The 18,506-nt window shown below is 38.3% G+C and carries 20 protein-coding genes; 13 read left to right on the top strand and 7 right to left on the bottom strand.

All coding sequences use genetic code 11. From position 1 onward, the window contains the following. Positions 1-57: 57 nt before the first annotated feature. The 8 genes from ACQKN2_RS22220 to ACQKN2_RS22185 all read left to right on the top strand — a co-directional run bounded on the left by ACQKN2_RS22220 (position 58) and on the right by ACQKN2_RS22185 (position 6,757). Positions 58-957: a LysR family transcriptional regulator gene (locus ACQKN2_RS22220; RefSeq protein WP_427416873.1), complete on the top strand. Its 900-nt coding sequence runs from the start codon at positions 58-60 to the stop codon at positions 955-957. A 186-nt stretch (positions 958-1,143) separates the two neighbouring features. Beyond that, positions 1,144-2,472, top strand: a complete 1,329-nt coding sequence (locus ACQKN2_RS22215) for an LLM class flavin-dependent oxidoreductase (protein ID WP_427416872.1) — start codon at positions 1,144-1,146, stop codon at positions 2,470-2,472. A 46-nt stretch (positions 2,473-2,518) separates the two neighbouring features. Continuing rightward, positions 2,519-3,526, top strand: a complete 1,008-nt coding sequence (locus ACQKN2_RS22210; protein ID WP_427416871.1) for an LLM class flavin-dependent oxidoreductase — start codon at positions 2,519-2,521, stop codon at positions 3,524-3,526. Between the two features lie 13 nt (positions 3,527-3,539). Further along, complete coding sequence (locus ACQKN2_RS22205) at positions 3,540-3,812, top strand: glutaredoxin family protein (RefSeq protein ID WP_427416870.1); 273 nt, start codon at positions 3,540-3,542, stop codon at positions 3,810-3,812. 15 nt (positions 3,813-3,827) lie between these two features. After that, positions 3,828-4,652, top strand: a complete 825-nt coding sequence (locus ACQKN2_RS22200) for a transporter substrate-binding domain-containing protein (RefSeq protein ID WP_427416869.1) — start codon at positions 3,828-3,830, stop codon at positions 4,650-4,652. A 26-nt stretch (positions 4,653-4,678) separates the two neighbouring features. Next, complete coding sequence (locus ACQKN2_RS22195; protein WP_427416868.1) at positions 4,679-5,383, top strand: amino acid ABC transporter permease; 705 nt, start codon at positions 4,679-4,681, stop codon at positions 5,381-5,383. Positions 5,384-5,394: 11 nt separating this feature from the next. After that, positions 5,395-6,102 (top strand): amino acid ABC transporter permease, encoded by a 708-nt coding sequence (locus ACQKN2_RS22190; RefSeq protein WP_427416867.1) that lies wholly within the window; start codon positions 5,395-5,397, stop codon positions 6,100-6,102. A 142-nt stretch (positions 6,103-6,244) separates the two neighbouring features. Further along, complete coding sequence (locus tag ACQKN2_RS22185) at positions 6,245-6,757, top strand: N-acetyltransferase family protein (RefSeq protein ID WP_427416866.1); 513 nt, start codon at positions 6,245-6,247, stop codon at positions 6,755-6,757. 303 nt (positions 6,758-7,060) lie between these two features. Here the strand turns inward: ACQKN2_RS22185 and ACQKN2_RS22180 are convergent, their stop codons facing one another. Both ACQKN2_RS22180 and sspI read right to left on the bottom strand, forming a co-directional pair. Continuing rightward, complete coding sequence (locus tag ACQKN2_RS22180; RefSeq protein ID WP_427416865.1) at positions 7,061-8,440, bottom strand: FAD-binding oxidoreductase; 1,380 nt, start codon at positions 8,438-8,440, stop codon at positions 7,061-7,063. Between the two features lie 78 nt (positions 8,441-8,518). Continuing rightward, positions 8,519-8,728 carry a small acid-soluble spore protein SspI gene (gene sspI / locus ACQKN2_RS22175; protein WP_323649017.1) on the bottom strand — a complete coding sequence of 70 codons (210 nt, stop codon included), beginning with the start codon at positions 8,726-8,728 and terminating at the stop codon, positions 8,519-8,521. Positions 8,729-9,303: 575 nt separating this feature from the next. Here sspI and ACQKN2_RS22170 point away from each other — a divergent pair. The 3 genes from ACQKN2_RS22170 (at position 9,304) to ACQKN2_RS22160 (ending at position 12,592) form a co-directional block, all read left to right on the top strand. Next, on the top strand, positions 9,304-9,828 hold the full coding sequence (locus tag ACQKN2_RS22170; protein ID WP_427416864.1) for a sigma-70 family RNA polymerase sigma factor: 525 nt from the start codon (positions 9,304-9,306) through the stop codon (positions 9,826-9,828). A 198-nt stretch (positions 9,829-10,026) separates the two neighbouring features. Next, complete coding sequence (locus tag ACQKN2_RS22165) at positions 10,027-12,189, top strand: bifunctional diguanylate cyclase/phosphodiesterase (RefSeq protein ID WP_427416863.1); 2,163 nt, start codon at positions 10,027-10,029, stop codon at positions 12,187-12,189. Positions 12,190-12,304: 115 nt separating this feature from the next. Beyond that, entirely contained in the window at positions 12,305-12,592 is a 288-nt protein-coding gene (locus ACQKN2_RS22160; RefSeq protein ID WP_427416862.1) for a hypothetical protein, read from the top strand. A gap of 150 nt (positions 12,593-12,742) precedes the next feature. Here ACQKN2_RS22160 and ACQKN2_RS22155 read toward each other — a convergent pair whose 3' ends face one another. From ACQKN2_RS22155 to ACQKN2_RS22145, 3 genes are all read right to left on the bottom strand, one after another. Further along, positions 12,743-12,934: a small, acid-soluble spore protein, H family gene (locus ACQKN2_RS22155; protein ID WP_427416861.1), complete on the bottom strand. Its 192-nt coding sequence runs from the start codon at positions 12,932-12,934 to the stop codon at positions 12,743-12,745. A 12-nt stretch (positions 12,935-12,946) separates the two neighbouring features. Further along, positions 12,947-13,120 carry a hypothetical protein gene (locus ACQKN2_RS22150; RefSeq protein ID WP_323649010.1) on the bottom strand — a complete coding sequence of 58 codons (174 nt, stop codon included), beginning with the start codon at positions 13,118-13,120 and terminating at the stop codon, positions 12,947-12,949. A 253-nt stretch (positions 13,121-13,373) separates the two neighbouring features. Further along, a complete protein-coding gene (locus ACQKN2_RS22145; RefSeq protein ID WP_427416860.1) occupies positions 13,374-14,789 on the bottom strand; it encodes a LysM peptidoglycan-binding domain-containing protein in 1,416 nt (471 codons plus the stop codon). 168 nt (positions 14,790-14,957) lie between these two features. Between ACQKN2_RS22145 and ACQKN2_RS22140 the strand changes: the two genes are divergently transcribed. Further along, positions 14,958-16,307 (top strand): FAD-binding oxidoreductase, encoded by a 1,350-nt coding sequence (locus tag ACQKN2_RS22140; protein WP_427416859.1) that lies wholly within the window; start codon positions 14,958-14,960, stop codon positions 16,305-16,307. Between the two features lie 147 nt (positions 16,308-16,454). On the opposite strand, the gene ACQKN2_RS22135 is transcribed toward ACQKN2_RS22140, so the two are convergent. Then, positions 16,455-16,850, bottom strand: a complete 396-nt coding sequence (locus ACQKN2_RS22135) for a (deoxy)nucleoside triphosphate pyrophosphohydrolase (protein WP_427416858.1) — start codon at positions 16,848-16,850, stop codon at positions 16,455-16,457. Positions 16,851-17,493: 643 nt separating this feature from the next. Here ACQKN2_RS22135 and ACQKN2_RS22130 point away from each other — a divergent pair. Continuing rightward, on the top strand, positions 17,494-18,258 hold the full coding sequence (locus ACQKN2_RS22130) for a TrmH family RNA methyltransferase (RefSeq protein ID WP_427416857.1): 765 nt from the start codon (positions 17,494-17,496) through the stop codon (positions 18,256-18,258). A 25-nt stretch (positions 18,259-18,283) separates the two neighbouring features. On the opposite strand, the gene ACQKN2_RS22125 is transcribed toward ACQKN2_RS22130, so the two are convergent. Further along, positions 18,284-18,506: hypothetical protein (locus tag ACQKN2_RS22125; protein ID WP_427416856.1), on the bottom strand; the 223-nt coding region annotated here is incomplete at its 5' end.

Below are 18,506 nucleotides of genomic sequence, written 5' to 3'. Positions count from 1 at the left end.
GAATAAAAACGATTATCTATATAATAGGATAAATAAGTAATTTGAGGAGGGCTTTAGATGAACATTGACCATATCGAGGCGTTTTTATATGTCGTGCATTATAAAAGTATTCATAAGGCCGCAAATGCATTGTTTTTGTCTCAACCGACTGTGACGGCCCGTATTAAATCATTGGAGCGAGAGTTGAATGTAGAGTTATTTCATCGCGATGGACGAAGTGTAATATTATCGGATAAAGGCAAGGACTTTGTACCGTTTGCGACACAGATTGTGCAAACATTTCAACAAGGGAAGAAACAATTAGAGGAAACGCAGGAGTCTGATGAAGTGTGCATTGGTACAAATGGAGTTACAGCACAATATTTTTTAGCTTATGCATTGCCGAAATGGAAGAAGGACTTTCCACATTTGCGTTTTCAGATCATCACAGGTTCAACAACGGTGATTTTAGAGAAACTACAAAGTCATCAAATCAATATGGGTCTTATTCAATATGTTCATAGAGAAGGAATTTACAATGAGCCATTGTTAAGTAATGCGGTTAAACTTGTGATGCATCGGGAGCATCCCTTTAAACAGCAACATCTAATGAAAGCAAAGGAACTGGCACAACAGAAAATGGTGTTTTTTGAATGTGGGGCTTTTGATTGGAATTATGTGCATAAAATGTTTGAGGTAGAGGGTGTATCAGCAACTATTGAAGTGCGAACGGATCATTTAGAAGTAGCGAAAGAATTTATCCGTACAAGGGAGTATATGAGCTTCTTACCGTATCTTTGTGTAAAAAAAGAACTTGAAAGCGGTGAGTTTGTTGAGATTGATATCAAACATTTACTTGATATGAATCAACACATTTTTTTAACGTATAAAAATAAACAGACGCTGGCACCAGCCTTTTGGAAAACAATAGTAGAAACAGCTGTGCAATTTGAAAGCATTCAAGAAAATCCGAATTGATAGAATTTTTTATAAGTCAGTAAATTTTTTTCTATTATGTAGCCTATTGCAAACTGTATAAATGAACTGTATTATCTTCCTCAATCCTATTTTTTTTATGAGTACTCATAAATGAAATATTTTTTTAAATATAAAACATACTTAACCACTATGTTTAGTAAAAATAAGATTTTAGGAGGAACAAATATGGTGAGACAGGACAACATTCGATTCGGGGCTATTATTCATGGTGTAGGTGGTAATATTTCAAGTTGGCGTCATCCTAAGGTGGCTAGCAATCAAAGTGTAAGCTTGCCGTTTTATATTCAGCAGGCACAAAAGGCAGAGCAGGGGAAATTTGATGTTGTTTTTATTGCGGATGGTTTGTTCATCAATGAAAAATCGATTCCTCATTTTTTAAATCGTTTCGAGCCAATAACAATTCTTTCGGCGCTAGCAGTAGCCACTAAAAACATCGGGTTAGTAGGTACTGTATCAACCTCCTATAGTGAACCATTTACAGTGGCACGCCAATTTGCCTCTTTAGATCATATTAGCGGGGGCCGTGCAGGATGGAACGTCGTAACGACACCATTAGAAAGTACTGCCTTGAACTACAATAAAACAATTGAACAGCATCCTAGTCACGCAGAGCGTTATCAAATTGCTGAGGAATATTTAGAAGTAGCAAGGGGATTGTGGGATTCGTGGGAAGACGATGCTTTCATTGCAGATGTTGAAAATGATGTATTTTTCAATTCAACTAAGCTACACACATTGAATCATCAGGGCAACTATTTTTCAGTACAAGGTCCGCTAAATATTGCGCGCTCTAAGCAGGGGCAGCCCGTTATTTTCCAAGCGGGTTCTTCGGATGCGGGTATTCGATTAGCGGCAAAGGATGCAGACGCAATTTTTACACATGGTACGTCATTAGAAGAGTCACAGAAATTTTATAAAAGAGTAAAGACTGAGGTTGCAGCATTTGGACGCAATCCAGATGAAGTGAAAATTTTCCCAGGAATCTCTCCGATTATTGGCGATACGCTTGAGGAAGCAGAAGCGAAGTATCAGGAAATCGTTGAGCTCGTTTCGATAGAGCGTGCACTTGCTTATCTTGGTCGATATTTCGATCATCATGATTTTACACAATATGATGTAGATGCTCCGTTCCCAGAGCTTGGTGATATAGGAGCAAATAGCTTTAGAAGTACGACTGATTATATTAAAAAATATGCCAAACAAGAAGAGCTAACATTGCGACAAGTTGCTTTACGTGAAGCAACTCCAAAAACAGCATTCTTTGGTACAGCAGAGCATGTTGCTGACCTCGTGCAGGAATGGTTTGAACAAGAGGCGGCTGATGGCTTTATTATAGGTGTTACTGTACCTGGAGCACTGGATGATTTTGTAGATAAGGTTGTGCCGATTTTACAAACAAGAGGACTGTACCGTGAAGAATATGAGGCAGACACATTACGCGGTAACTTAGGTTTACCATTTAAAGAAAGCCGTTATGTCAAACAGTCTGTCTAAAAACCTAGTAAATGTATGTGAATAAAAGTGTTTGAGGAGGCAATGTATGAGCTATTCATTAGGCATATTAGATCAAAGTCCTATTATTGAGGATGCAACGAACGAGCAGACTTTACAAAAAACAGTGGTTTTAGCACAAAAAGCGGAGCAATGGGGCTACTCACGTTTTTGGGTGTCAGAGCACCATAATACAGATACATTAGCGGGGTCATCTCCAGAGGTATTAGTATCTTATCTACTCGCTAAAACAAAGACTATCAATATTGGATCGGGTGGAGTGATGTTACAGCACTACAGCCCTTACAAAGTAGCAGAAAATTTTCACGTTCTCGCATCATTGGAGCCAGGCCGAGTTGATTTAGGCTTAGGTAAAGCACCGGGTGGTTTACCTCTATCAACGAAGGCGTTGCAATATGGTACATTCAATAAAGGCGAAGATTTCGAGGAAAGATTAACATTTTTACAGCAATTAATTGATCAAACAATACCGTCGGAACACGAGTTATCTGGCGTACAGGCAACACCGATTCCAAAGGTAAAGCCAACGTTATTTTTACTTGGAGCAAGTCCACAAAGTGCCGCACTTGCAGGCACACTAGGCATTGCGTTTGTCTTTGCTCGATTTATTAATAGTGACAATGATGTGTTAGCAGAAGCAGCTACAGCTTATCGCGCGCATTATCCAAACGGTCATTTTGCCGTCTCTATTGCGGCCATTGCAGCCCCTACAAAAGAAGAAGCGAAAGAGTTAATTGGTGATCAAAAAATTACGAAGGTGCATTTAGCGAGTGGCCGAAGCCTAACATTACAATCGGTAGAGCTAGCAGAGAAATTTGGTCAGGAATCTGGAGAGATATTTACGGTGAAGCAATATGATGCAGATATTGTATGCGGTACTCCAGAAGATATTAAAACGATATTAGATGACTATCATGTGCGCTATCAAATTGATGAGTTTATCTTGCATACGCCTGTGTTGAAGGAATTTGAACGGGAACGATCATTTGAGCTATTAAGTCCAATCAATTTACAACAAAAAGAAGCGGTAAGCTAAGGAGGAAATGAACATGGCAAAAAATATAGATGTAATTGTATGGTCAAAGCAAGGCTGTAGTTATTGTGATGAAGTGAAAACTTATTTACAACAACAAGGCATTTCTTATAAAACAGTGGATGTAACACATCATGATGCATTCCGTGACATCCTTGAAGCAAAATATGGTGTCCGTTATGTTCCGGTTGTCGAAATTGGAGCAAATGGCGTCTTTAAAGCAGTAACAGAAATTGGACTGGAGCATTTAAAAGCAGTACTTGCTGTTGATCTACCATCGCATGCATAAGAAGAGAGGGATTTTATGAAAAAAATATCATTTTATTTATTAATGTTGCTAGTTTTACTTTTAACAGCTTGTACAAGTACGGAAAAGTCCGAAGGGGATACTAGTGAAAATAATGCAGCACAAGGTGGAAAGGGCGTTCAAAAAATTATTGTTGGTACAGGAACCCAATTTCCAAATATTTGTTTCATTGATGACAAGGGGAATTTAACAGGTTATGATGTAGAGCTTGTTCGTGCCATTGATGAGAAGCTACCAGAATATGAATTTGAATTTAAAACAATGGAATTTTCAAATTTATTATTAAGTTTAGAGACAAGGAAAATTGACTTTATTGCCCATCAAATGGAAGTCAATAGTGAACGAGAGGAGAAATTTCTCTTTAATAAAGAGCCTTATAATGTATTTCCATTACAAGTAACAGTCAATGCAAAAAACAAGTCTATTCAATCCATTGATGATTTGAAGGGGAAAAACGTTAGTGTTTCACCAACTAGTAACTCTGCTGTCTATTTAGAGAAATACAATAAGGATCATAATTTAGGTGCAAATATTGTCTATTCGTCCGGCTCGGTTGATGTTCACAATCAACTTGCAACAGGTCGAATTGATGCAATCGTTACAACACCATTTGCAGTAAAGTACTATAACGAAAGTAATGAGGCACAGGAGAAGGTTGTAGGAGATGCTTTATTAAATTCAAAAGTTTACTTCTTATTAAATAAAGACGAGGTTGTCTTACAGGAGCGACTTGATGATGCCGTTCGGGAATTAAAGGCAGAAGGCGTCATTAGTAAGCTAAGTAAAAAATGGCTAGGTGACGATTATACGGTAGACTTCTAAACGAAATAGGAGAGGGAGAAGGAAGTATGGCTAATGACTTTGACTTCACACTAATTGCAAAAGTACTTCCAATATTGCTTCAGTATTTACCAGTAACACTCGAAATTTTAGTATTCGCTACTATTTTTGGCATGCTACTCGGTATAGTGATCACTATACCAAAGCTGCTTCACATACCAATTTTGAAGCAAATCATAACGGTTTATATTTCGTTTATTCGAGGTACGCCGATTTTAGTGCAATTGTTTTTAGTGTTTTACGGTATACCAGCATTATTGAAACTTGTGCATATTGATGTAACGAGAATGGATGCTATGTATTTTGTGATTATTACTTATTCTTTGAGCAATGCTGCATCGTTTGCGGAGATTTTTAGAGCGGCTATTTTAACAGTTGATCGTGGACAAATGGAGGCAGCTTATTCAGTTGGATTAAGTGGAATACAGGCCTTTCTACGTATTGTTCTCCCTCAGGCGATTCGTGTTGCCTTTCCTAATATGGCAAATACGATGATAAGTTCATTAAAGGATACGTCTTTAGCATTTTCAATTGGTGTCATGGATATGGTGGGACGTGGAGAAACGCTTATTGCTTCAACGACTAGGGCGCTAGAGATATATTTGGCGCTGTCAATCGTTTATTATGTCATAGTTATGCTGTTAGAAAAGGTATTAAAGCGCAATGAACGGTATCTTAATCGATATATGCCAAAGGAAGCTGCATCTAGCTAGGGGGTAATGCTATGACTATAGATATTGCTTTTATTTTTGAAGCCTTAAAAGAAATTAGTAAAGTATTGCCGTTAACGTTGTTCATGGCAGTTACACCTGTCTTATTGGGCACTTTAATCGGCATAATCGTTGCTTTTGTTCGGATACAACAAACGAAATTTCTCGCACCATTGATGAATTTTTACGTATCTTTTTTTAGAGGCACACCAATCATTATGCACATTATGCTTGTTTATTTTGGAATACCAATTGTTGTTGATATCATTGCAAGGGCATTAAAACTTGAGTTTCAATCAAGCTCTATCCCTATTTTAGTTTTTGTTATTTTGGCTTTGACGCTAAGTGCAGGAGCTTATGCTTCCGAAATAATTCGGTCCGGTATTTTAAGTGTACCAAAGGGACAGCTAGAGGCAGCTTATGCAGTTGGTTTAACATTTTCACAGGCGATGCGACGCTATATATTGCCCCAAGCATTTAGTAAATCCATTCCTAACTTCACAAATGTCTTTATTGGTTTCTTACATGCCACGTCACTAGCATTTTTCCTTTCGGTTAAAGAGTTAACTGGGGTTGCGAATATTGTTGCTTCTATTAATTTAAAGTTTTTGGAGGCTTTTATCGCTGTTGGGCTAATTTATTGGGGTGTTTCAGCGATCGTTGAATGGCTTGCACATCGTATTGAGAAAAGAGTAACTGCCTATAGTAAGGGCGGCATTTAACTTCTTTCAGCGAATGTCTTTTGTACCGAAAGCGTAGCGACAGGTACAGGTATCCAAACATCCGCTGAAAAGAGGAACTCAGGCTAAGAGACGTAATTATGCTGTGGCATAATTGATATTAAATAGAAAAGGGGATTGAACGATGACAGTAGCTGAAATAGTGATTGAACATTTGAAAGAGGAAGACTTTGCACGGTATTTAGAGGTTCTAGTAGAAAGTTATGCACAATATGAAAAAGAATATGAAAACCCAGAGGACTGGGCATCGTACTTAAGTGATATTCGCGCATCTGTTGGTAATCCTAATGCAGAAACCATTTTAGTAGCAAAGCGTGGCGATGAGATTGTAGGAGGTTTGCAATTATTTACAGATTCTGAAAAAGCATATGGTTTACCGGAGCTTGACATAAAATCTACCATTGTCCGCTTACTGGGCGTCCATCCTAAAGGTAGAGGGCTAGGTGTTGCTAAAAAATTATTACATGAAAGCTTCGACTTTGCACGCAATCGTCAGGATCAAGCATTATATTTGCACTCAGGTGATATTATGCAGGCTGCCATTAATCTTTATTTATCGCTGGGCTTCGTAAGGGATGAATCTAAAGAGTTTTATAAGGGAGCTAAGCTTGTAAAAAGTTTCCGCTATGATTTATAAATTCCTGTTAAATTTTTATGCCATAGGAAAAGGGTTGATTCACCCTTTTTCTATGGCATTTGTCATTAAATCAGCTTTTATTAAATTGTTCCATAGGCTAAGTATGGGAAAAAGCCTTCAAGGAATCGCTCGGTTGCTGGCATAAAGTAAGAGCCGAAATGGAAATCAGGATCTAATGTTGTCATGATCCATGTTCCGCCAGTAGAGGCAGTATCAATATATAAGGGACGGAGCGTGACAGTCGATAATCTCAAAAAATAAACACGGTCTCTCCTTTCATGGCGAGATCGTGTTTTATCTTTATTACATGTTAAAAATTTTCCCTGGATTCATAATGTTATGTGGATCAAGTGCTGCTTTTATGCTCTTCATCACTAATAGAGATGTTCCGTGCTCTGTAGACTGATATTTCATTTTTCCAATACCAACACCATGTTCACCAGTACAAGTGCCACCACGCAGTAAAGCAAATTGGACAATATGTTCATTGAAGCGGTTGGCTTTTGCTTGCTCCTCAGCATCGTTTGGATCTAACATTAGCAAGGCATGGAAGTTACCGTCTCCAACGTGACCCACAATTCCACCTGCAAGACCAACATCGTCAATCTGTTCACGAGCATACAAAACGGATTCAGCAAGCATAGATATCGGCACACAAACATCAGTCGACATAAGCTTTTTACCCGGATAAGCATGGATATATGCATAGGCCAATGAATGGCGCGCCTCCCAGAGCTTATTACGAGCTGCATTGTCTTGTTCAAATTCAACAGAAAGACAGCCAAAGTCCTCAAAAATTTCTCTAGCAAATTCTATATCGGCATGCATACCTGCTTCATTTCCGTGGAATTCTAAAAATAATGTTGGTTTTTCATCATAGGATGTTTCATTATAAATATTTGCTTGTTTAATAGAGGCTTCATCGACCAGTTCAACACGGCCAATTGAAATGCCCACTTGCAGCAATGCGGTTACTGCACTGACAGCATCGCCAACTGTCGCAAAAACTGCACGTCCCGCCGCTACAAATTCGGGTATACCATAGACTTGTAAAGTTAACTCTGTAAAGCAACCTAGCGTACCCTCAGAGCCAATGAAAAGGCCATTCAAGTGATAACCAGAAGAAGACTTTGCAGCTAAGCTACCGGTATGAATGACCGAACCATCTGCGAGTACAACCTCTAAGTCTCGTACTTGATCACGCATAACACCGTAGCGTACTGCGGTTGTCCCGCTGGCATTCGTTGCTGCCATTCCACCAAGTGTAGCATCAGCACCCGGGTCAACTGTGAATTGAAGTCCATGTTTTTTTAACTCTTTATTCAATTGGGCACGTGTTACACCCGGTTGTACTTTTACTAGCAGGTCATCTGGTCGAATTTCTAAAATAGCATTCATTTCGGAGAAATCGATAGAAATGCCATTTGCAATGGGAATTGCATTACCTTCTAAGCTTGAGCCAACACCAAAAGGTACGACTGGTACACGTTCCGCATGCGCAATTTTCAAGATGGCACTGACATCGGCCGTGGAACGAGGAAAGGCAACGACATCTGGTAAACTCATTTTATGATGAGATTCATCCTTTCCATGTAGCTGTCGCACCGTTTCGTTTGTTGACACCTGTTCTTCAGATAAAACCTTTTTTAGTTGATTTACTATTAATTCTACAGCAACAGTCATTCCAATCCCTCCTAATTTTCTGATAAATTAAACTTTATCATGCATTAATTGGAAATGGAATGAACTGCCTATAAAAAATTAGTGAGCAAAAACTTTTTCAAGTTTTTGAACAAATGCATCCTGCTCAGTAGGACTAGATTGCTGCCACCATTTTTCGAAAAACACACCAAGCCCTGGTAGTAAATGCTCTTCACCACGATTAATTGCATCCTCGACAATATCCTTAAATTCAGCCGCTGATTGACCATGTACGTTAGTCGTAATCGCATCTCTTATTTGAAAATTCATCTATTTCGCCTCCTTTGTAGTAATTTGTCCAACCCTTTAAGAAATATGTATAGAGTTACAGATCAATTATGCCTCGGCATAATTGTAGCTGTCGCTTTGCTTTCGCTACAGAAAACATTTGCCGCTGTCGCTACGCTTTCGCGCAGATAAACAATGCGTCCGGAATCGGCATTGTGCATAGGCCTGCACGAGGGCCGACACGATGTCAGTCATTTCGGTAATGCCACAGGACGTGGCGTTTTTACCGATGCAGGTCAGTTAGCCGTTATCGCATGGATGCGATGGTTTTAGGCTAACATCCCCTAAGAACTCCTTTCCGATTTCCGTGACATCCGCCGGAGGTTTTAACTTCTGTAGCTGACGCTTCGCTTTCGCTACAAAAGACATCTGCTGAAAGAATTTAAAACATATGATTTTTGAAATATCACACTATTGTTGTGTATAAATATTAAAAAGTGCTTATGAAAACTTGTTGTTCATATTGATAAAAGGGCTGTTCGACATCCTCGTAGCATAATAACTAAGATAGAGGTACCTAGGAATAATGGACTGTGCACAGTCGACAGGACAATAGGATGACAACACAGCAAAATAAACAAAAGTTATCACCTGAACTACCATTTGATGAAGTTTTAGAATTAGTCCAGCCGATGATCACGTCGATTTTGTTAAAGTGCCAAATTTATAAGGATTTTGAGTATTATCGTCATATAGCATCCATAGCCGTGTGGAATGCTTGGCGTAAAGCGGATCAAACAAAAGGACTGTTTTCTGCTTATATTTATACAACCGTTAAAGGAGAAATTTTAAAAGAGCTTTCAAAAGAAAAGAGTTTTGAAAATATGAATACACCTATGGATCATGAAACGATAAATTATATTCGAGATCATGCAATAAGTGAAAGAAATCCAGTTCTTATAGAATGTATTATGTCTCATTTGAAATTTGAGGAAAGAAAAATATTACTACTTTTTTATGTAGAAGGTTATAGTTACTTGGAAATTGCTACAGAACTAGGTTTATCTGTAGAGGCAGTTAAAAAAAGACGTACAAGAATAATGCTTAAGCTTCGCGAGTTGTTATATTCTATAGACGAATAGTGCCATAAAGCATTAAAAGTATGCTAATTTCAGAGAAAAATGAATATTGGCATACTTTTTATATTTGCATACAACCTCCAATAAAAATGCTATGATTCGTAATAAGTCAAAAAAAAGTACAATTTTTAGTTTTATTTTTCCTTTATATAGGTGATATTACCCGTATAATTTGATGAATATTGGTATGGAGGGTTTCTGTTGGAACAAGGATTGAATCGATTAGAGATAAAAAAGAAAGAAATTTGGTATATAGTATTGCCATTATTCCTAGTCATGCCACTATTAGGTTTAAGCAATCAGGTATTTGGTTTTTTTAAGGAAGAAAGTTACATTTGTTTGAACTTGATTATACAAATACTAATAATTGTTTTTACAATGGCAATCGCTATTCAATCTTGGCTCGTTTTTTCTCACTTATTATCAAATCAAACATTATACATAGGTAATTTATTTTTTATTATCGCCTTGTTGGAAATGGTGAGCTTGGTTATTGCTCAATTTCCAATGGCTGAAACATCATATATGATAACATGGCTGCATTTAATAATGCGTTTATGCTTATCAATCGGTTTTCTCTTAATTATTGTAAAGCCAAAAAAACGCTTAACGATAAATGATCGTATTTATACATATGGCAGTTCCTTATTATTTGTAATACTGAGCTTTTTATTAGTGTATTTCTCTTCTACATATTTTTTACTTGAAGCACAATTGTTGTTAAAAGCTAGCACTATTGTTCATTCCATGTCTGCTGTCTTACAAGGTATAACGATAGTGATTTTAAGTAAGTCTATAAAACAGTTACCCAAACGAGTTATTTGGCTTATTAGCGCTTCAATTTACTTAATTATTAGTGATATTTTCTTTGCGTCCATTCAAGATTTGAAATCAATTTGGGGCTTTTCAGCATTAATTTATCAATTTTTTGCATTCTTCTTTTTCCTAAAAGCCATTTACTATACAACTGTTGAAAAACCATATCAACAACTTTTAAAAATCAAGAGAGATCTTGAGCATTCGCAGCAGGAGCTTCATTTTCAAGCTTTTCACGATGATATTACAAAGCTTCCAAATGAACATTTATTATTGAAAACCTTAAAAGAGGATTTACATGACAATAGTTGTCAAAGAGCAATCATTGCAATTGAGATTGATCGCCTTGCTGCTATCCGCTCATCTATAGGTATTAATTATTCTAATACAATGATGAAGCTTGTAGCTGAGAGAATTCAAGCTATATTACCGCCTCATTATTTTGCTACAAAACTTCTTGAGGGGCAGTTTATTATTTATATTAATCATGTGAAGACGAGAGAAGAGTTACTACAATTTTGCTTGAACTTGAAGAGCACTATGAAAAGACCATTACAAGTACAACTATTTACACTCAACGGGAATCTTAATATTGGAATTGCCCTGCATGAAGAAAATTGCTCAGGTGAAGAGCTTTTAATGCATGCTCAGTTAGCGATGAGGGAAGCGAGTCAAATACCTCAAAGAGTTCTTTTTTATAAGCCATATATGTCAAATGGCCTTGCTGATCGTATATTGCTTGAACAAGAGCTCCATAAAGCATTAGCTAATGAAGAATTTCACTTGGATTTTCAGCCTCAAGTAAATTTAAAAACGGGTAAAATTGAATCTGTAGAAGCGCTCGTACGTTGGCGTCATCCAACCCGTGGATTTGTTTCACCTGAGCTGTTTATCCCAATTGCAGAAGAATCTGGCCTTATTATTCCTTTAGGGAAATGGATTTTAGAGACGGCATGCTCTCAAGCGAAAATATGGAATGAGCAAGGTTTGCCACCGATGAAAGTTGCCGTAAATTTATCTATCGGCCAATTATTCCAGCAAGATTTCGTGCATATGGTACAAGAAATTTTACAATGTACAAAATTAGAACCAAAATACTTACAATTAGAAATTACGGAAAGTATGACGATGAACATCGATCAAATAACACAGCTACTTCATGAATTAAAGGAAATTGGTATCCAAATCGCTGTTGATGACTTTGGGACAGGGTATTCGTCGCTTTCATATTTAAAAGATTTTCCGATAGATTGCTTAAAAATTGACCGGGCGTTCGTACGAAATATTCAACATAATCCAAATGATGAAGCGCTCGTTTCGATGATTTTATCAATGGCGAAGCATTTAAGATTAAAGGTTGTTGCCGAAGGAATTGAAGAAGTGGAGCAGCTTGCTTTCCTTATAGACGGTGATTGCGATTATATTCAGGGCTATTTATTTAGTAAGCCTATTTCCGCTGAAGAGATTTCCAATAACTTTAACGAGTTACACAGTCGAGCAAGAAATGTTTTAAAAGAGTTTAGATATGAAGAGGATTTCGTAATTTAAACTTGGGATTATCAGAGGTGAAAAGTTAAGCGATGGATAGAACAGCCAAAGTCGTGGATAGAGCCGTCAAAATCGTGGATAGAACAGCCAAAGTCGTGGATAGAGCCGCAAAATCGTGGATAGAACAGCCAAAGTCGTGGATAGAGCCGTCAAAATCGTGGATAGAACAGCCAAAGTCGTGGATAGAACCGTCAAAATCGTGGATAGAGCCGTCAAAATCGTGGATAGAACAGCCGAAGTCGTGGATAGAGCCGTCATAATCGTGGATAGAACAGCCAAAGTCGTGGATAGAGCCGTCAAAATCGTGGATAGAACAGCCAAAGTCGTGGATAGAGCCGTCATAATCGTGGATAGAACAGCCAAAGTCGTGGATATAACCGTCAAAGTGACGGATAGAAGTTAGAATGACATGCCAGAATATAAACACTCGTTTTGCCGAAGTGCAATACTTTATTTAAATAGGATACCTACCTTAATTTATTGACTTAATAGTTTTTCAACAAAATGAAAACTGCTTACTTCATCACAGGAAGTAAGCAGTTTTTTATAAAGTCTAATGTACGAGGTACTCTTCCTTTAATTCTCCTATGTCCACTTCGGATCGTTCCTCTAAAGAACGCCGTAAATGAACAGTTGCAGTTATACCATCATCGTGAAGCTTGTCAATCCAAATAGATACGCCATTATAGCTTACTTCATATTCTTTCGGTGAGGCGACAATTTCTTGTGCACGTTCAAAAACCACTTGAAGCCCCCCTTATTTTTTTGTCTTGCCTTCTTTAGTGACCGAATTAATTAGGTTCATAAACTCTTGAGAAAATTCTTCATTGGCTGCTTCACTAACTTTGTTAGGCGCTATTTTTTGGTTTTTTGGCGTTTGAGGCAATGATCCTTTGTTAGCGCTTTGCCCTTGCTTATTGTCTCTTCCCATGTTTAGTTTCTCCTTTCGTTTTGATATTTCTTAATATGGCTTTGAATTCGATTTTTTATCATGGGAAAAACTAGGGAAAGGTAAGAATATATTGTAGAAATGTTTAGAACTTTTTTGGGTTAATATTAATAGTACAGCCTAAAATGCGTAAACTATGCCATGATAACGCCTTCGTAATCAACAACTTTTTGACTAAAAAAGCTCATCGGACATCCTAGAAAGCGTCTGGTCTACCGAAATCAACCTAAACGTTTTATAATGAAACCTTTTTAATCGAAAAATCATTATTTAATAACGCCCAGTTTTGTGGGAAAGGAAAACCTAATGCCCAATAACTAATACCTCGAAGATTATATTGCTTCGTCATGTCAAACTTAGCTTGTGCACTTCTAGCATCTTCAAACCATACCTCATGATTTCTACCTTGTTCATCGACATATCGGAAATAAGGCGACTGTGCCGTCCTATCATATTGAATGGTTGCGCCATGTTTTATTGCTCTGTTAATGGCTTCTTGAGAGCTGAATGTTTCTGCCTCTTGACCTTTAACATGCGGTAGAAGCCAATCGCGAGCATAAATTTGAAAACCTAAAAAAATTTTGTCAGCAGGCATAACTGATAAAGCATATTCCACAACTTTTCTCATTTCGTTAATGGGTGAAATTGCTTGTGGCGGACCAAGTCGGTATCCCCACTCATATGTCATCAAAATGACAAAGTCAGCAATTCTTCCGTGCGCTTCATAATCATGTGCCTCATATAAAGTGCCTGCCTGCGTTGCGCTCGTTTTTGGCGCAAGTGCCGTTGATACTAGGAATCCTTTTGGATGAAGACGATCAACAGCTAATTGGAGGAAAGTGTTGTAATTTTCCCGATCTGCTGGAAGAACGTTCTCAAAATCAACGTTTAGAACTTTATAGCCCTTTTCCTGCATCACTTGCAAAGTGTTGTTGATAACCTTTTCCCGTAATTCTGCACTAGATAAAATAACATGTGATAAGTTGGAACCGGCTTCTGTGGAAGAGAAATTCGTAAGTGTCAGCATAGGTGTAATGTTTTTGGCAATAGCAGCATCAATCATTTCTTTATCATTTATAGGCTGTAGTGTTCCATCCTCCTTCACCATATAAGCAAAGGGGCTAAAATAAGTAAGTAGATGTCCAATCGCGTTAATGGACTGCACAGCTTCTTTAGGCTCTTGATACGTATAAGCATTTACTTCAATAGAAGGCTTTGCTCTTGGAATAATCAAATGCGTGCCAGCATAAATCATGTTTGGATTTGGAATTTCATTTTCTAAAACAATAGCTTGCACAGTTGTTCCATATTGCGTGGCAATTTGCGATAAAGTCTCTCCTGGTAGCACAATATGTGTAGTGGGTGGAATAACTAGCCTAGTTCCAGGTGTTAAAACATCTGGATTCGTTAAATGATTTTCTGTGATAATTGATTGCATAGTCACACCATAATGTTTGGCAATCGACCATAAAGTGTCTCCGCCTTTTACAATATGAGTTGTATAAGGCGAGGGGATAACGAGTGATTGTCCGATTGCTAACTGATCTGGATTCGATAATGCGTTTAACTGGATAATGGAATTGATAGGTACGAAATAGCTGTGTGCAATTTGCCAAAGTGTTTCACCAGCGCTCACCACATGAATAATCATTAGGACACCTCCTTAGTGGTTTCAATATAGCATCATATGTATGAATAAAGAGAATGAGCATTTATCTTTCATTTTTACGTGATAAAAATTTCAATCTTCATATTCTTTCCAAGTGATATGCATAGGATAAAACATATGCAATGCATCATTTGAGAGAGGAGCTGTATATTGAAGAAAGTTAAGCTCACAGGAAGAATTGTTACCCCTAAAGATCCGGACTATGAGCAAGCAAGAACAAATAATAATTTAAATGATCCCAAATTTCCGAGTATCATTGTATTTTGTCAAAGTACGAAAGACGTTATCCATGCATTAAGATGGGCGAGAGAAAATAACGAACCATTTCGAATCAGAAGTGGGAGACATAACTATGAAAATTATTCATTATTAAATGAAGGTCTTGTTATAGATGTTAGTGAAATGAATGACATAACAATTAACCAGAAAGATATGACAGCGAGAATTGAAGCAGGTGCTAATTTAGGAAAAGTGTATCGGGTATTATGGGAAAATGGTTTTACAATCTCAGCGGGAACTGAAGGTAGTGTAGGGGTTGTTGGTTTGACGCTTGGTGGAGGAATTGGCATGCTATCGCGTCCATTTGGGCTAACATGTGACAATCTATTAGAACTTGAAATGGTTGTTGCAAGTGGTCATGAAGGTGCTGAAGTAATCCAAGCTGACAAGCAGAAAAATAGTGATTTATTTTGGGCAAGTTGTGGCGGGGGCGGTGGGAATTTTGGCATCGTTACAGCTCTTACATTTAATCTACATCCTATTTCTAACGTATCGATTTTCTCCATTACATGGGGATGGGAAGATTTTGAACGTGCCTTTGACGCGTGGCAAAAATGGGCACCGTATACAGATGAACGCTTGACCTCACAGATTGAGCTTAAATCTAAGGAAGTTGGTGAAATTGTTGCTCAAGGTGAGTTTATAGGTACAGCATCTGAGCTAAAGAAACTACTCCGTCCTATAAGGAAAACAGGTTCACCAACGAATATATGGATAAAGGAAGTACCGTATAGTAAAGCTGTAGAATTTTTTGACTTACCGAGCGGCAACAAACCAGCCCTTCGTAAAAGATCAGGATCGTTTATTGAAAGGCCATTCCCTCATGCTGCCATTGTACAAATGAAAGAATTTTTATCTAACGCACCCAATAGAAATGCGTCCATTTGGCAGCAATCGCTTAGAGGAGCGGTAAGTCAAATTGCGTCAAGCCGAACAGCTTATTTTTATAGAAATGCTTTAATGGCCCAGGAGTATATTACTTCGTGGAAAAAGCCTAAAGAGGAAGAAAAAAACATTCAGTGGGTGGAGAATTTAAGACGGGCTTTATCACCTTTCACTACTGGTGATTATGTAAATTTCCCAGATCGTTTTATAAAAGATTGGCCAACTGCCTATTATGGTCTTAATCTTAGAATGCTTAGAGAAGTGAAGGGAAAATACGATCCGTTTAATGTCTTTAATTTTCCTCAAAGTATTCCGCCAAATAAAAAATGGCTTTAAATGAGGGGATAGAAAATAGAAAGAGCAGAATGCTAGGGGATTCTGCTCTTTTCTCCCGCATTAACTCCCATAAAAGTTCGATTGGTGAAGACTAATAATCAGTGGGAGATGAAGAAAATCTCCACTGATTAAAGTTTCTCGTTATCACTATTTTTCTGCAAGTATTTTATTTAACGCTGGAATGTCAGCAGGAGCAAAATTAAGATTTAGAAGTTCATGTCGAGGAACCCATCTAATTGCAGTATGTTCAAGTAGAACCGGCTCACCTTTTATAATTGACGCTTTAAATGTTTCTAGGCGTACTATAAATTTTTCATATTCATAAACGGTATCTTCAACCTTTTCCCCAACTTGTATAGAGCAATTAAATTCCTCTAATATTTCACGAGATAAAGCTTGCTCAGGCGATTCGCCCTCTTCGATTTTACCACCAGGAAATTCCCAATAATTTGCTAGTACCATATTAGGATTTCTTAACGCACAAAAAATTTCTTGCTTATCATTTTCTATAATTGCACCTACTACATGTACATTTTTTTTCATTTATTTTCATCCTCATTGTGCATTCTTAAAATATTGAAAATTATAACATATATCACTGAATTCCATCATTATCTAGTAGGGAATAATTTTGCTCATTTCTATAGCGTGGGGTTGATTTCCGTTCCGGCTGGGCGCTTTGCCGCTGACGCTTCGCTTTCGCGCAGAGCAGAGCTTCCTGGGGGCGTCCGATGAGCCGCTTCGCTGCGCTCCAGGGTCTCGGGCCAACAGATGTTTTCTGCGCGAAAGCGTAGTGCTAACGAAGCGGCAGCAGAGGGTTTTGTTTGTGCGAAAGCGCAGCGACAGCAACAGCACCGATGTTGGTCACGAAGGCGTTATCACAGGATGTGATGCTTTTAGCCTTCCTCTATTGCTAATCCCCAAGGAGTCGCCCAGCCGGAACGAAGATCAACTTATTCACATGGTATACGTTTTAACAAAATGTCATCCCGAAATTCCGGTGATGGAAAAATTTATTAGCATGAATCTCGTCGTCATAGCGTGGGGTTGATTTCCGGGGGCTTTCTTGCCAATGGTTGGTCAACAGAAAAATAACAATTAAACTGTTTTATGCATGACTATGTAATTGTCGTTTTCTACTGTATAATAATGAACATTATATAGGAAAAAGGCGGTACGAGGAACGATGAAAAAAATTGAATCTACGCAAAATGCGTTAGTGAAATATTGGAAGAAGCTAGCAACAACACGGAAAGAGCGTGAAAGATCTGGAGAATTCATAGTAGAGGGATTCCATTTGGTGGAGGAAGCATTAAAAAATAAGGAGCAGGTACTGCAGCTAATTGTACGTGAAGGTGTAGATTTACCAATGCTTTGGCCGATTGATAATGTAGCGACCATAGAAGTAACAGCGGCTGTTGTCAAAGAGTTTGCTGAAACGGAGACATCTCAAGGTGTATTTGCAGTTTGTAAGCAGCCTTTGTTAGAAGATGATGTAATGGCTTCATGGCGCAAGGTGCTACTAATTGATGCTGTCCAAGATCCAGGGAATATTGGGACGATGATTCGTACTGCGGATGCAGCTGGTTTGGACGCAGTAATTCTTGGCAAGGGCTGTGCTGATATATATAATCCTAAAACGCTTCGCTCTGCACAAGGCTCACATTTCCACATCCCTGTCCTTCGTGGCGATTTAGAGGAATGGATTGAGCAGCTGCAAGACAATGATGTGCCAGTATTCGGAACTGCTTTAGATGAGGATGCAGTTGCCTATAGTGATATTGAACATACTGGTGCATTCGCGATAATGATGGGGAATGAAGGTAGTGGTATTCAACCACAACTACTTTCAATGACAGATCAAAATATTATTATTCCAATTTTGGGACAAGCGGAGTCTTTAAATGTAGCAGTGGCAACAGGAATCGTTTTATATGGATTTGTTAAGTAGTTAATAAAAGTAATTGTAACTGTAATTACAAGAATATGGTGAAATCGTTAAAGTTGCGGCTTATCATCAAAACGTGTGGTTGATTTCCGTTCCGGCTGGGCGCTTTGCCGCTGACGCTTCGCTTTCGCGCAGAGCAGAGCTTCCTGGGGGCGCCCGATGAGCCGCTTCGCTTCGCTGCAGGGTCTCGGGCCAACACGATGTTGGTCACGAAGGCGTTATCACAGGATGTGATGGTTTTAGCCTTCGTT

It is taken from the genome of Lysinibacillus sp. NPDC093688, from assembly GCF_050280145.1.
Classification (GTDB): Bacteria; Bacillota; Bacilli; order Bacillales_A; family Planococcaceae; genus Lysinibacillus; species Lysinibacillus xylanilyticus_B.
The sequence above is the reverse complement of the archived record's forward strand: the minus strand, read 5'-3'. Positions and strand labels throughout refer to the sequence as shown.

What these genes read in the sequence shown, in the direction of transcription:
- ACQKN2_RS22220 (WP_427416873.1), top strand. Translation starts at nt 58, where the DNA reads ATGAACATTGACCATATCGAGGCGTTTTTATATGTCGTGCATTATAAA.
- ACQKN2_RS22215 (WP_427416872.1), top strand. Translation starts at nt 1,144, where the DNA reads ATGGTGAGACAGGACAACATTCGATTCGGGGCTATTATTCATGGTGTA.
- ACQKN2_RS22210 (WP_427416871.1), top strand. Translation starts at nt 2,519, where the DNA reads ATGAGCTATTCATTAGGCATATTAGATCAAAGTCCTATTATTGAGGAT.
- ACQKN2_RS22205 (WP_427416870.1), top strand. Translation starts at nt 3,540, where the DNA reads ATGGCAAAAAATATAGATGTAATTGTATGGTCAAAGCAAGGCTGTAGT.
- ACQKN2_RS22200 (WP_427416869.1), top strand. Translation starts at nt 3,828, where the DNA reads ATGAAAAAAATATCATTTTATTTATTAATGTTGCTAGTTTTACTTTTA.
- ACQKN2_RS22195 (WP_427416868.1), top strand. Translation starts at nt 4,679, where the DNA reads ATGGCTAATGACTTTGACTTCACACTAATTGCAAAAGTACTTCCAATA.
- ACQKN2_RS22190 (WP_427416867.1), top strand. Translation starts at nt 5,395, where the DNA reads ATGACTATAGATATTGCTTTTATTTTTGAAGCCTTAAAAGAAATTAGT.
- ACQKN2_RS22185 (WP_427416866.1), top strand. Translation starts at nt 6,245, where the DNA reads ATGACAGTAGCTGAAATAGTGATTGAACATTTGAAAGAGGAAGACTTT.
- ACQKN2_RS22180 (WP_427416865.1), bottom strand. Translation starts at nt 8,440, where the DNA reads ATGACTGTTGCTGTAGAATTAATAGTAAATCAACTAAAAAAGGTTTTA.
- sspI (WP_323649017.1), bottom strand. Translation starts at nt 8,728, where the DNA reads ATGAATTTTCAAATAAGAGATGCGATTACGACTAACGTACATGGTCAA.
- ACQKN2_RS22170 (WP_427416864.1), top strand. Translation starts at nt 9,304, where the DNA reads ATGACAACACAGCAAAATAAACAAAAGTTATCACCTGAACTACCATTT.
- ACQKN2_RS22150 (WP_323649010.1), bottom strand. Translation starts at nt 13,120, where the DNA reads ATGGGAAGAGACAATAAGCAAGGGCAAAGCGCTAACAAAGGATCATTG.
- ACQKN2_RS22145 (WP_427416860.1), bottom strand. Translation starts at nt 14,789, where the DNA reads ATGATTATTCATGTGGTGAGCGCTGGTGAAACACTTTGGCAAATTGCA.
- ACQKN2_RS22135 (WP_427416858.1), bottom strand. Translation starts at nt 16,850, where the DNA reads ATGAAAAAAAATGTACATGTAGTAGGTGCAATTATAGAAAATGATAAG.
- ACQKN2_RS22130 (WP_427416857.1), top strand. Translation starts at nt 17,494, where the DNA reads ATGAAAAAAATTGAATCTACGCAAAATGCGTTAGTGAAATATTGGAAG.